This is a genomic window from Bartonella eidoli (assembly GCF_036576145.1).
Taxonomy (GTDB): Bacteria; Pseudomonadota; Alphaproteobacteria; order Rhizobiales; family Rhizobiaceae; genus Bartonella.
The window spans coordinates 36352-50247 of sequence record NZ_JBAFWX010000001.1; the positions used below are offsets into that span (position 1 = coordinate 36352).

Below are 13896 nucleotides of genomic sequence, written 5' to 3' on the forward strand. Positions count from 1 at the left end.
CAAATATATCGGAAGTGTGATCTTCTATTTTACGTGAAAAAAAAACCAAAAAGAACTATAAGTAAATATTAAAATAAAACAAAATATGGCACAAAGAAAATAGCGTAAAGACCATCTTGTCTGCAGTAATTTTAATTTTAGAAATGTAAACAAAACTAAAGCCCTCTCCCTCCTTAATGATAAGGTCACCATATCTTTTAAAATATTCACACAAGTGCACTAGATGCACCAAAAATATATTGCAATGTATTTTCAAACCACTGGCTTAAAGCTTTATCATATATTAAACGACCTTTAAAATGTGCAGAGGCAGGTTGAGCACCTTTTTCAGTTAACTCTTGTGCTGAATGCACTATTAAACGTCGCATCATGGCAAGCGTAAATTCAGCATGAAATTGAAAACCCCATGCATTTTTTCCATAACGAAAAGCTTGTACAGGATATGTCTGACCCGTTGCTAAAAGCACTGCCTCTTTAGGTAAATCATAAATACCTTCATTATGAAAATGATATACCATTTCTGGCCATTGCATGAGCTCTTTACCTTGGGGGGTAGCTTCCAATGGGTACCAACCAATTTCAACAGTTCCATCACTTCTTGTACCAACACGCCCCCCTAAATTACGTGCTAGCATTTGCGCTCCAAGACAAATACCTAAAAAAGGCTTATTCTCTTTAAGCAACAGAGAAATCCAATCGATTTCTTTTCCAATATAAGCATCCCTATCATTTACACTCATCTTGCCTCCCAAGATGACAACGCCTGCATAATTCTGTAATGTATCTGGAAGTTTTTGTCCTAAAATAGGGCGATAGATATCAAGAATAAAACCACTTTTTTTTAAAAATTTTTCCAAGCGACCAGTGTATATAGATTTACGATGAATCACTACTGCAATTCTTTGTTTTTTTCTTTTTTGCTCACCACAACAACTTTGTACCAAAAACATTTTCTAACCAAATCAATGCTTATTTTTAATAATAAGAAAATAACTTCGAGAAATAGTATTCACACTGTTTCCCCTTTTTAAAATAATCGGAATTTTTCTTTTGAAAAAGCTGCATCCTCTTCTGTTTGGATTCCTGGATCATCAACGTTTAAATGAGTTTGGCTGAATATCTTTTCATCTTGCTTTTTTATCAGTATCTCCGATGTCTCTTTCTTTTTTATCGATGTCTTATGCAAGAGATCATCCTTTGTAGATGACATTTCGTCAAGCAATTTATCATTAATAACGCTCCTTTTGCTTTCAGCATCCTCTTTATCTTCTTTTTCTAGTACAATGCTACTATCAGACTCTAATGTTAAAAGAGGCCTGCAGGGAGGTACCTTCCATTCGAAACAGCCCAAACGTCCACTTATGGGAGACACTGCTGACCAAGAAGAAAAAATAGCACCATCACACATCCAGACTGGATCACGTTCAGCACGTAATGCTAAAGAAAGCCACTGACGTACTGCTCCTTGGTTATTTTCCTGCGCTTCTTCAATATCTGCCAATAATAAATAAACACTTTCCCGTGGATGATACTGAAGAGCTTTTTGAGCATATTCTCTCGCTAATGTTATCTCACCAGCATCCAAAGCAGCCTTAGCAATTAAGAAAGCTGATTCAAATGTGTCTTTATTATAAGAAGAAAGTGTTTTTGCCTTTTTTAACCGCCCCACAGCTCCCTCTTCATTTTCCAGATAAAGCGCTCCTAAATCAGGATGAGGACTTTTCTGCCAGGCGGACACGATCATTTTATCAGCTTTACGTGTTTCATTTAACTTATAAAGAATATCAGCAGCGACGACTGTTATAGGCACAAAATCAGGCACCAATTTATGTGCTTTTAGAATAGCTGTACGAGCTTCCATCGGATGCGACTTAAACAGATGAAGAGCCTGGCCACTTAACAACAGAGCTTGTATATGAGAACGCTTTATCGTTGAACGAACAGAACGCGGTAAAAATTTTTGCTCTCGCTCAAAAATATCAAGTGCTCTATCCCACTTTCCTTCAAGACACAACCGATCAAAAACAGCTTGGCTAGCCCATGCAAGTGTCGGTGATACAGTCAACGCCTCCTGTGCATATTGCTGTGCTGCTTCATAAGCTTTGTTGTTCATTGCTTCACGAAATAAACCATAGAGCCCAGCTAATTTTGTTGGAGTTTCTTTTCTCATCTCCTCATAAAAATGAACAGCGCGAACAGAATTATTTTGCAAAGATGCAGTTTGTGCTTGTAAAAGCTTTACTAATGCATGATTGTTTGCAAGATATCTTACAGCGCGCCCCTCCATTTTTTGCGCCAAAACACTATCACCAGAAAAAACCGCAAGAATCCCCTCTATAAGTGCTTCCTCACCGCGCTTTTGACGACATTTGTGAAAATAATTGAATAAAGTGATAGGAGCAAAAAAAATAACACGTAAAACCCAAAATAGTAGTGCCAACACTCCAAAAAACAAAATAACTGCGCTTAAAACTGTCAATAATGAAACAGAAAAACGAAAATGTAAAAATGTTATAACAAAAACACTATTGTGATTAGCAACCCATCCAAAAGCTAACCCAATCACACATACAACAAAACTATAAATAAAAATACGTATCATCTTGATCCTATTTACATCTTTGTTGCTTCAAAAGATCTTTGTTGTGCAAATATCAACAACTTTTGAAGAAAATTATGAACAGCAATAGACCTCTCAAGTTGATGAATAAAATCTATAGAAACATCTTTTGCGCTTTCAGGCAATGTTTGCCATTCGGCTAAAGCTTTTTCGTAATCACCTTTTTGAATAGCAACTTCCATTCGTGCTGCAATCGCTCCTAATGTCATGCCTTTTACATTTCCAACTGGCCGAGAGATAATCAAACCTTTCATCCAAGCAAAAACCCGTTCAAAAAAGTGAGCATCCGACGCAACAATATTTTGCGTACCAACAATTGCATCTGCAACATTAGCAAAATCAGCTGAAAGTTGAGCTTGGTTTGGAAGACCTATAGCTGCTGTTTCTTGTAATAAATCAATCCCATCCACTGAAGGAGAAAATTGTTGTAATATTTTCAATTCCTTAGCATAAGATCCTCCACGTTCTATAGCACTTTGCAATGAATTTATTGCTATAAGCAACGCAGTATTTGTTTCTTCTTTCTTATCATTTTTACCAATTGCAATTTCTTCCTTCACGGTCTCTAACTGCTGCTTTAAAGAAGTAAAACCGTCTGTATTTTTTTGTGCAATCGATAAAACCGTTTTTATATCTTTTGATAATACTTCCGTTAAAGTTTGCACAGACTCTTCAATACCACTCACTTTTTTCTCTAAGTCTGAAAAGGCTTTTTTGTTTTCTTCTTGCGATGCTTCATCACCTTGAGTAGCTTTAATATTTTGTGATGAAAGAGAAGAAAACTGTTCCTTCAAAGAATCAATATCTTGAAGAGCACGATTTAATTGTTCTATTTTTTCTTCTACTTGAATTTTTGCTTCTTCAGCAAGTTGTAAAGCCTTCTCCTCTCCAATACTATTTCCCATAAAAGAAAATGGTAAAAAACCGGCCCATTGTATTCCTATCCAAAGCCCCAAAGCAATAAGACCACCTAAAATCCCCGAAATCGGCAAAAACAACCAAATCATACCAGATGGATATTGACTCTGCGTACCTTGTTGTTTTCCCTGTTCTTGATCTGCAATCATTTCTACAGAACTTTGCGTTTCTTTCTCCAAATCATGACTTAAAGCCTTCTGTTCAATCAAAGGCTTTTTGCGGCGAACATCAGTATAATGATGTGATTTAGCTTTTGGTTTTGAAGAATCTTCCATCTTAGTCATTTTTTCTCGCACTTCTTTTTAACGATAAAATAATAAAATGAAAAAAGCTTTAAAAAGTAAGCATTTTTCGAACAACCTCCCTTGCCCTACACGCTTTTTTTAAAATTATACTCACCAAATTTTTAACACTACATCTTTATTGGCTATACCTACAATCATACACTTTTATAAACAAGCTTTTATAAATTATATGATCGATTTATATTCATCAGACTAAAAAACGCGCCTTCATTATTAATCAATAAAGCAATTATTGAGAAAATAAAATGAATATCTTCCCTATGAAAGTTAATTTCTAAGAGAAATTCTTTGCATCTTTACTGATCCATGCTACCCACACATGAAAAATTTTAATATAAGGTTTTATCTAAAATGCGTCTGTTGGGAATAGAAACAAGTTGCGACGAAACTGCTGCTGCTGTCATTGAACACTGCAGTAAGGGAAATCATCGAATTCTTTCTAATATTGTTTGGAGTCAAATTGATGATCATGCACCTTATGGGGGTGTTGTTCCTGAAATTGCCGCTCGTGCCCATGTTGAAATTCTTGACACTTTAATCTTACAGGCTCTGACAAAAGCAAATACAAAATTGGAAGATATTGATGCCATTGCAGCCACAAGTGGTCCTGGCTTGATAGGAGGACTTTTAGTCGGAGTTATGAGTGCAAAGGCATTGTCTCTTGCCACAGGAAAACCTTTTATTGCTGTCAACCATCTAGAAGGACATGCTTTAACAGCGGTCTTAACCCATAATGTCAATTTTCCCTATTTATTACTGTTGGTTTCAGGTGGCCACACACAAATAATCCTTGTTCATGCAGTGGGCCATTACCAACGCTTAGGAACCACCATTGATGATGCATTGGGAGAAGCTTTTGATAAAACTGCAAAACTTTTAGGGCTTCCTTATCCTGGAGGTCCAGAACTCGAGAAAATAGCTTTATTAGGTGATGAAAATCGTATTCCTCTTCCACGACCTTTAAAAGGTGAGAAGCGATTAGACTTTTCTTTTTCTGGATTAAAAACTGCTGTTCGACAAGCTGCAACAGCTATGGCTCCCCTTACAGAAAGAGATATTGCTGACATCGCAGCAAGTTTTCAAGCAGCAGTAACTGACACAGTTCAAGATCGCGTTTATTTAGCTTTGCAATACTTTACCCATCAGTATCCCCTCTCTCATTATAAAGGGCACCGTCCTCCTGCTTTAGTTGTTGCAGGCGGAGTAGCTGCCAACCAAGCCATTAGATTAACCTTGCAAAAACTTGCTCATCAGCATGGTTTTGAATTTATAGCTCCTCCTCCTTCTTTATGTACTGACAATGCGGCAATGATAGCTTTTGCTGGTGCAGAACGATTCGCACGGGGAGAAACAAGCTCTCTTGATATTGCTCCCCGCTCACGCTGGCCACTGGATGAAAACGCTACTCCTCTAATTGGAACGGGACGCCGCGGAACAAAAGTATAAAATAAACTTCCAGCATTTATACGACATATGATAGCACATCATAAACATAACTAACTTCTTCTGAACCTGTCTTATCTTTTAAAAAATAAACAATCGATATAAGCATTTTAAAATTATTTTATAATACAAATCTAAAATCATGCTGATGAGGCTCCGTAAAAACGCCTATAAACATACACCATAACTGATGACAACAGCATAATTCATACGAAAAGGAGAGCTCATGGCTTATTGGCTTTTTAAATCTGAACCCGATAAATGGTCATGGGATATGCAGAAAAAAAAAGGAACTGATGGCGAACAATGGGATGGAGTGCGCAATTATCAAGCTCGTAACAATATGCGCAATATGAAATATGGCGATAAAGGATTTTTCTACCACTCAAATAAAGGATTAGAAATCGTAGGTATTGTAGAAATATGTTCTGAAGCACACCCCGATTCTACAACTCTTGATCCCCGCTGGGAATGTGTTGATATCCGAGCTATCTGTGATATGCCAACCCCTGTTTCATTAAAACAAATCAAGGCTAATCCAAAACTAAAAAATATGACACTGGTCAATTTCAGTCGTTTATCTGTACAGCCTGTAACAAAAGATGAATGGAAAGAAATCTGCTTGATGGGAAATCTTAAGATGGAAATATCAACCTAAAACAATAATTTTTGTACGCATGCTAATATGCGGCAAGAGACGCTCCATATCACGGCGAGAAAGCGCAATACATCCTTCTGTCGGCATATAATCTTTTCGTGCTAAATGCATAAAAATAGCGCTTCCCCTTTTCATTTTTCGCTCTGTATAATTCCAATCCAAAACGATAACAATTTTATAAAGATCATCTTCACGATGCATTCTTTCAGCCTTGCTACAATACGGAAGATGCACCAAGCGATTATAATTAGCATTTCCGCTCGCATTACACCAACCATCCTGTTTTCGAATGCGTCGAAAAGATAAATTAGAACGTAAAAAGAAGCGAGAATTACTAAAAAACCCTTTTAAACAGCGCATACATCCCAAAGGGGTTGTACCATCGCCCTCACGCTTTAAAGCAGAAATTCCTCCCCACCCTAAGGCACAAAAAAAATGATTTTGGCCAACGCGTAAAATACCGCGCATACGTTTGCCTGCTTGCCGACGAACAGCCATAGAAAAAACAAAACTTTGTTTTTTATAGGATTTCTTTTTTAATTTTCCGTGCATAACATATCATTTTTCATGAAACCACTTTTCACCAATTATAGCATCAACATACCACACCTTATAAGGAAAAAAATGAATTGCTATACTCTCTTAATCGTTGAACAAAATAACGATCTTCTTCCTATTTTTATCGAACAATTACAAATTCATAAGGAGTTTAAAATTTTTCAAGCCCAAACAGCCGAATCGGGGATTGCAATCGCTCAAAAAGAAAATATTGATTTAGCAATTTTGGATACTGAACTCCCAGATATTGATGGCTACGAAGCTGTTAAAAAATTACGCACTCAAGGATTTCGCGCTCCTATTATCATGATCACGAAGGATGACACAAATTGTGATACCAATTTAAATATTGAAACAGGAGTCAATGATTATGTGAAAAAGCCTTTTCGCTTTTCTACACTTTTAAAGCGAATCCGCTCCCAATTGCACCAGTATAAGCAAAAAGAAGATGCAGTTTTTAACATTGGCCCTTATAGTTTTAGACCTGAACAAAAGCTCCTTATTGATAAACATAACAACAAAATTCGCCTTACAGAAAAAGAGACAGCAATTCTTAAATACCTCTGTAAAAGCGACAAAATTGTAAACCGTGAAACACTATTAGAACAAATTTGGGGCTATAATGGCAATGTTGTTACTCACACATTAGAGACTCACATTTATCGTTTGCGACAAAAAATCGAAAAGGATCCCTCTAATGCACAAATTCTTATTACTGATCAAAATGGATACCGCCTTAATCTTTAAATATCATTGATAATTATTGTTTTTAGAATTGACTTTAATACTGTTATTTTATGTGTTAGAAAACATAAGATGGGAGGAGTTTTTACATGCTTGTGGCGATAATGCAGGAATAAAAACCCGACGCGATTGACGGCGCTGCACAGGCAAACCTTGATAAACCCGTTTTTGTGCCTGACATATTAAGAGTCCACCAAAATAAGGTAAAAGATAACGCGCCAATGGCTCATAAAAAATTGAAAATAACCGCGAAATATAACTTGAGGAAGGCGTATAATGTATAATTTCCTGTACTGGTCCAGAAACAAAATTTGTTTTTGCAAATAAACGAGCAATTTGTTGTCGGCTATAAGGCTCACCATACCCAAAGGGCGTGCAACCGTTACGTGCCCAAAACCCAGAACGATTAGGAACAACAACAATTAAATGACCACTGGGAACTAAAACCCTCCATATTTCATTCAACGTTTCAGATGAATTTTCTGTATATTCAAGAGCATGTACCAGTAAAATACAATCAATCGAAGCATCAGGAAGCGGTAAATCCTCCTCAAAAACAAGTGCTGTCGCAACATTACTTGCACAAGGCCAAGGAGAAGCACCTTGAGCAGCAGGCATAAAAGCAAAACACTGCTGTGCACGTGTACACAACGCAGAAAGATAAGGAACTGCATAACCAAAACCCATAACTCGTTTACCAGTAAGATCTGGCCAACACGCATTTAATTGGCTACACAGCGTCTCTTGTACGCGCATACCAAGTGCAGAATCATAAAAATTTCTTAGTGTGACTATATCCAACTCAATATACCACGTAGAAAGAACTTTCAATAACGGCAAATATCATATATCGTACTTATATGAACTTCTATCTTTTCCCTGCAATAGAAAAATCTAACATTTCATATTTTACCCCCGTCAAATCATTGCCTCAAAGTTGTACGAAATGTTTTTATATAATGGCTTTACATAATAAAAACGCTGTAACACAGCTCAGTATTTGGATTTTGCGTCCACAAAATATCTTCAGCGTACTTTTTTGATTTCTATTCAAAGAAGAAACCACATGATCAATTAAAATGCATCAATCTTTCAAGATAGTTTTTTTCTGCTTCCGGAATATATTCCTTTCCAAGACGTTTGCGAATTTCTTCCAAGATTTGCCGAGCACGCATTTGATCACTTTCCTGCGGTGCGGTACCATCGCCTTTACCTTGATTATCTGAAGAAAGCGGACGCCCTAATGGATCTTTCGGACCACGAACAGAATTTTGACGGTGTTCTGTTTTTTCTAGCACTTCCTGCATTTTTTTCAAAATATTTTGAGCCCCTTCCCGTAGGGATTCCATAACATCTGACTGATTTTGTATAGATATTTCATGATTTCCATTATCAAGAGCAATCTCAGCAGAATTCATTTTCTCTTCAGCTTTTTGCAATGCATCACTCTGACCAAGTCCCTGTGCAGATAGATCTTTTTCTAATGTGGATAATTCAAGCTGTAAATCAGCCTGACGTTTTTTCAAAGATTCTCTTTGTGTTTCCGGCACATTCTCTCCACGTTGTTGTTCCATTTTTAGCTGATGTGTCTCATTAAGTATTTCCTGTTGACGACGCATCAAATCACCAAGTTTATCAATCTTTTCTTTCATCTGCGAAGTTTGGCTATCAGCCTTTTCCTCACTTTGACCACTTTTTTGAACCTGCAAATGATCTAAAGTCTGTTCAACTTCAGCCAATAATTGTTCAGCTGCAAGAGAAGAGCCCATCTTAGCCATTTCTTCAATTAAATTTAACTTGTTTTGTAATGTATCTTCGGAAATATTGGGCTTTTTAGCACTATTGTTATCAGAGGCCTTTTCAGCTAAAGCATAAATATAATCGTCCATAGCTTGACGTAAATTTTTTATAAGACGTTCAATTTCTGTAATCGGAGCACCATAGCGAAGCGCATCACGCAAAGCCGCTTGAGCTTGTTTTAAATTTTGTTGAACGGATTCATGTTGATTGCCCTCAATACCTAAGGCTATCTGCCATAAATAATCAACCACATCGCGCAATTGATCCTGTGTTTTTGCCATAGAAAGCCTTGTCCACGCACTCTGTAAAGCAAGAACATATGTTGTATTTTGAAGTCCATCTTCCGGACGCACAAGCAAAGCAGAAAGCATATCAAGTACACGATTTTTTTCAGAAGCATTCAGAGCTAATAAACGACGCAATTCACTCACTCCACGAGCAATAGGATTAGAAAAAATACGCTGGGGCAATATCATAGCAAAAGTTTTGCTACGACCTTTCTGACCAGCACCATCTTCTGCAACCAAAGTGATTTTTACTTCCGATCCGGCCCATGGATGACTTGATACATCTTGTATCATGCGCATTTTACCCTTTCCACCCCGCGCTAAAAGAAGCTTTACTTCAGGCGCCTTATAAAGGGAAGAAGCGCTATCTTTCTGGTCAAGGAAAGGCTCTATTTCAGCAAAAGCCTTTGTGACTCCATAATCATCATTCATTTCATACTGTAGTTCCAACGAACCAGCTAAAACCCGTCCTGGTTTTTCTAGCCAACGAATTGTTGGTAATTTATCCTTAATCACGTGTAAATACCATTGCTGTTTCTTATAACGTGATGATACAAACAAATGAATTGACTGTTTTACATGTGTCTGAAAATTAATAATTTGATCATTAAAAGCTGTTTTTTCACTTTTTTTAGTGAATAAAATTTTTTGTTTATTCTCTGTAGAGGTTGCTTTTACTGTAACACCAGCAGCGTTAGCAACACGTACAACCACATCACTGCCTTCAGGAATAGAAAACTGTATTCCATCACTTTTTGTTAAATAAATAGGCGCATCACCTGTATAAACAGGTGGTGTTACCCACGCATCAATCCGCATTGACTGTTCACTAATCACAGGACGTAAATCGAACGCATCTGCTAAACGCCCTCCCCAAGAACCAAAAGAAAAACTAAAAGCACAAACAAAAAGTAAAGCACATACAGTCCTAAGAGCGAAAGGGTCACAAGATGCGCTATTAGGGTAAGCAAATCCAATTTTCAAATGATGCAATTGTTTTGCCATGCGGTATTGATGTTCACGCCAAACAATTGCACTAAAGCTTCCCTCATTTTCTATGCATAAATGATCTTTTTGAACACTTAAAGGCTGATTTTTTAGATCATTTACTTGTTCAATCCGACGATTTACATCCCGAATTGTTGGAACCCGAAAACCAAAAAGAAAAAGCAAGCTTCCCATAGCAAAAAGAAGCACAAGGCAAAGTAACAATAAATGTGGCCAATAACCTAAAATGCCAAAAATACCAAACCAGCTAAGTGAACAAAGCAAACTTAAAATCATAAAAAGCGGTAATAATCGTGGCCATATCCGCTCATAAAAAAGGATACACCACACCACCATTCGTACACACAAAAGCTTGATGATCATAAAACTTTTGATGTTCTCATTTTTCATAGACAAACATCTGTCCTTTTTTATAGTGGTAATTTATAATCATAAAAACCATACGAAAAAAATTTTAAAAAATAAATTATTCCATTAAAGTGTAATAAAAGTAAGACGGTCTCATCTTTAACAATTCTCAATCCAACCTGGAATATGATCGCAGCCTATCAATTGTTCATAATCAGGACGCGGACGAATAATCGCATAACGCGTATCCTGAACAAGAACTTCTGGCACCAAAAGCCTACTATTATAGCTACTTGCCATCACAGCACCATAAGCACCAACTTCAGTGACAGCGAGCAAATCACCTTTCTCCAAAACTGGCATATAACGATCTAATCCTAAATAATCACCCGTCTCACAAACTGAACCAACAATATCCGCCCTCATAAATCTTGCATTTGTTGGTACTTGTTTCACAGGAACTACATTTTGCCACGCATCATAAAGCGTTGGACGCACAAGATCATTCATTGCCGCATCAACAATAACAAAATTTCGCCCTTCCCCCTTTTTTAAATATGTAACAGACGTTACCAACACCCCAGCATCCCCAACAATACTGCGCCCAGGCTCCATGATAATATTAATCCCCAAAGGAACAATATACTTTTTTACAAGAGCCGCATACTCAGCAAGAGATGGCACTAATTCTTTTTCATTGCCGTATGCAATACCAAGCCCTCCTCCAATATCAACATGAGTGATTTTATATCCATTGCTCCACAATTGCCGTACAAAATCTGCAACGATAGTAAATGCATCTTCAAATGGCTTTAAATCACAAATTTGGCTACCAATATGAATATCCACGCCACATACATCCAAACCTGGCAATTGCGCTGCTTTTTTGTATGCATCCAATGCAAACAGCAACGGAATACCAAATTTATTTTCAGATTTTCCAGTTGTAATTTTTTTATGGGTTTTTGCATCTACATTGGGATTAATGCGCAAAGCAACCCGTGCCGTCTTCGACAACGCAACAGCACGTGCTGAAAGTTGCTCAAGCTCTGGCTCTGATTCGACATTAAAGCAACGAATATTGTTTGCAAGGGCAAAGTCTATCTCTTTCACTGTTTTACCAACACCAGAATAAACAATACGATCAGCAGGAATTCCAGCAGAAAATGCACGCCGTAATTCCCCTTCTGAAACAACATCCGCTCCAGATCCGTTTATTGCTAAAAGTCGTAAAATTGCCTGATTGGAATTAGCCTTAACTGCATAAGCAATTAAATTGGGCATATCTTGAAATGCATTTTGATAAGCTTTAAAATGTGCAACCACTGTACTAGCCGAATAACAATAAAAAGGTGTTCCCACTTCCTGCGCCAATACAGAAAGAGAAAGATCTTCAGCGTAAAGCTCACCTTGACGATAAGAAAAGAAGCGCATTAAAAATCCTATTGTATCAGTCGATCAAGAATAAAAAATTTATCTCCTTGACTTTTAGAAGGAAACGTCTCTGGTGTCTTTTGTACAACAACTGAAGAAGGAAGTTCTAATGTACCTTTACGCCCACACCCCACACAAATGATACCACAAAAAAGGACAATCATTAAGCTCTTTAAAATAATTTCCATGTGTCCTCTTTATCCATATCAATTTCTTTCTTTATTTTGTGCATTAAAAATAAGATCACTCAAGTGATAACAAGACATCTCTTCCAATTAACAATTGGACATAAAAATTCTGAATACACTAACTCTACCAGAAAATTAATCAATTTATTTAATCATATCCCAATTTCATATAAACGTTTGAAGTTTTCAAAAAAACAAATATATGCCCATTCTCATGCTGTAAAATAAATTTTCACTCCATTGTAAAATGACTTTCACTTGAGTTAAACTTATTACATGAGAAACTAGATATAGAAAACGTTGTAAATCAACTGTTGCAAAAATTAGCTGAAGTATTTATTGTCTCTATGATGATAATCCCTGCTACAATCGATCAATCTTGTATTGAATTTGTTGTCTATTACACTTGTGAAATAACCATTAAATAAAAGGACAGAATTATGATTTCTCAAATTTTTACTTTCTCAAAGAAAAAGGAGAGAAAAATGCAGTCTTTTATCACATTGTTCATTATTGCCTTGAGCTTTTACACAGCCATAAATCAACAAACAAATAGAATATCATATTTTATTCCAAGCTTTATTTCACCAGCAATAGCAAAAGAAAAAAATACTAACAAAACACAAGAAGAAAAAATACAAAAAATAAAAAAAGCAGCTAGGGGCTTTTTTACACATATGCGATTTGCCAATACTTCTCATGATATGGGCCAACTTTCTTTTAAGGATGTTAAAGGAGAAGATCATACACTTGCTGAATTTAATGGAAAACCGATTCTCGTCAATCTATGGGCCAATTGGTGTCTACCATGTCGTACAGAAATGCCAGAATTAGCAAAATTAAAACGTGAAATGGGTGGGAAAAGCTTTGATGTCATAGCTATCAATGTTGATAAACATGGATATTCTGAAAAGACTCAAAAATTTTTACATGATACTCAGGCAGATAATTTAGTTTACTATTATGATACAACAATGAATATTTTTAAAAATGTTAGAAGACAGCTCTTAGCTTCAGGGTTACCCATCACATTTATCGTCGATAAAAATAGTCACCTCATCGCTTCATTCAATGGTATAGCCCCATGGGGAAATGACGATGCTAAAGCATTTATTAAGGCTGTTATTCAAGAAACACAATAAATCCCTGATCGCCATGTTTTTTGAACCATTGTATAGCAATGCTGAATAAATAAAACACAGGATGATTTTTCCATGAAAAGGAGATATCTACATTACTCTCTATTTTCAAAAAATTTTTAAAAGTTTTATGAGTTAAACTTATAGCCCTACAAAAAATAAACGCTTCTCTTCCTAGCAATAAATTAAATACAAAAGCTTGAGACATATCACTTTTAGTCAAGTGATGTTGGTCTTTTTTATTGTATAAATGCCCTACAGCCAAAAACAAACCACAAAATTACGCTCTTGCACAACCTTCCTCACTGCAAAGCACTCAATTTAAAAGAACCAAAACAATTTACCGCCATAAATGCTCTAAACTGACAAACAAAAGGATAAGTTTTAAAAATCAAATATAAGTATTGGCATCATTTACAAAATAACATGAAATTTTCAATGTATAT

13 protein-coding genes are annotated in these 13896 nt (G+C 36.4%); 4 read left to right on the forward strand and 9 right to left on the reverse strand.

What is annotated here, in order from left to right:
• Positions 1-206: 206 nt before the first annotated feature.
• From V5N68_RS00170 to V5N68_RS00180, 3 genes are all read right to left on the reverse strand, one after another.
• Entirely contained in the window at positions 207-950 is a 744-nt protein-coding gene (locus tag V5N68_RS00170) for a glutamine amidotransferase (RefSeq protein WP_332065178.1), read from the reverse strand.
• 77 nt (positions 951-1027) lie between these two features.
• A complete protein-coding gene (locus tag V5N68_RS00175) occupies positions 1028-2602 on the reverse strand; it encodes a heme biosynthesis protein HemY (RefSeq protein ID WP_332065179.1) in 1575 nt (524 codons plus the stop codon).
• 11 nt (positions 2603-2613) lie between these two features.
• Positions 2614-3813 (reverse strand): COG4223 family protein, encoded by a 1200-nt coding sequence (locus tag V5N68_RS00180; protein ID WP_332065419.1) that lies wholly within the window; start codon positions 3811-3813, stop codon positions 2614-2616.
• Between the two features lie 381 nt (positions 3814-4194).
• Between V5N68_RS00180 and tsaD the strand changes: the two genes are divergently transcribed.
• Both tsaD and V5N68_RS00190 read left to right on the forward strand, forming a co-directional pair.
• Positions 4195-5289 (forward strand): tRNA (adenosine(37)-N6)-threonylcarbamoyltransferase complex transferase subunit TsaD, encoded by a 1095-nt coding sequence (tsaD, locus tag V5N68_RS00185; protein WP_332065180.1) that lies wholly within the window; start codon positions 4195-4197, stop codon positions 5287-5289.
• A 223-nt stretch (positions 5290-5512) separates the two neighbouring features.
• Positions 5513-5944 carry an EVE domain-containing protein gene (locus tag V5N68_RS00190; RefSeq protein ID WP_332065181.1) on the forward strand — a complete coding sequence of 144 codons (432 nt, stop codon included), beginning with the start codon at positions 5513-5515 and terminating at the stop codon, positions 5942-5944.
• Here the strand turns inward: V5N68_RS00190 and V5N68_RS00195 are convergent.
• Positions 5936-6496 (reverse strand): L,D-transpeptidase family protein, encoded by a 561-nt coding sequence (locus V5N68_RS00195; RefSeq protein ID WP_332065182.1) that lies wholly within the window; start codon positions 6494-6496, stop codon positions 5936-5938. The genes V5N68_RS00190 and V5N68_RS00195 overlap by 9 nt on opposite strands.
• 72 nt (positions 6497-6568) lie before the next feature.
• Between V5N68_RS00195 and V5N68_RS00200 the strand changes: the two genes are divergently transcribed.
• Entirely contained in the window at positions 6569-7249 is a 681-nt protein-coding gene (locus tag V5N68_RS00200) for a response regulator transcription factor (RefSeq protein ID WP_332065183.1), read from the forward strand.
• Between the two features lie 48 nt (positions 7250-7297).
• Here V5N68_RS00200 and V5N68_RS00205 read toward each other — a convergent pair whose 3' ends face one another.
• From V5N68_RS00205 to V5N68_RS00220, 4 genes are all read right to left on the reverse strand, one after another.
• Positions 7298-8047 carry a class I SAM-dependent methyltransferase gene (locus V5N68_RS00205; RefSeq protein ID WP_332065184.1) on the reverse strand — a complete coding sequence of 250 codons (750 nt, stop codon included), beginning with the start codon at positions 8045-8047 and terminating at the stop codon, positions 7298-7300.
• A 269-nt stretch (positions 8048-8316) separates the two neighbouring features.
• Positions 8317-10731, reverse strand: a complete 2415-nt coding sequence (locus V5N68_RS00210; protein ID WP_332065185.1) for a TIGR02302 family protein — start codon at positions 10729-10731, stop codon at positions 8317-8319.
• Positions 10732-10848: 117 nt separating this feature from the next.
• Positions 10849-12123, reverse strand: coding sequence for a diaminopimelate decarboxylase (lysA, locus tag V5N68_RS00215; protein ID WP_332065186.1), 1275 nt, complete (start codon positions 12121-12123; stop codon positions 10849-10851).
• An 8-nt stretch (positions 12124-12131) separates the two neighbouring features.
• The gene (locus V5N68_RS00220) at positions 12132-12311 is read right to left on the reverse strand and encodes a lipoprotein (protein WP_332065187.1); all 180 of its coding nucleotides are present in this window, start codon (positions 12309-12311) and stop codon (positions 12132-12134) included.
• Positions 12312-12751: 440 nt separating this feature from the next.
• Here V5N68_RS00220 and V5N68_RS00225 point away from each other — a divergent pair, with 440 nt between their 5' ends.
• Positions 12752-13453 carry a redoxin family protein gene (locus tag V5N68_RS00225; protein WP_332065188.1) on the forward strand — a complete coding sequence of 234 codons (702 nt, stop codon included), beginning with the start codon at positions 12752-12754 and terminating at the stop codon, positions 13451-13453.
• On the opposite strand, the gene V5N68_RS00230 is transcribed toward V5N68_RS00225, so the two are convergent.
• Complete coding sequence (locus V5N68_RS00230) at positions 13434-13715, reverse strand: hypothetical protein (RefSeq protein ID WP_332065189.1); 282 nt, start codon at positions 13713-13715, stop codon at positions 13434-13436. The two genes, V5N68_RS00225 and V5N68_RS00230, sit on opposite strands and share 20 nt — an antisense overlap.
• Between the last annotated feature and the right edge of the window lie 181 nt (positions 13716-13896).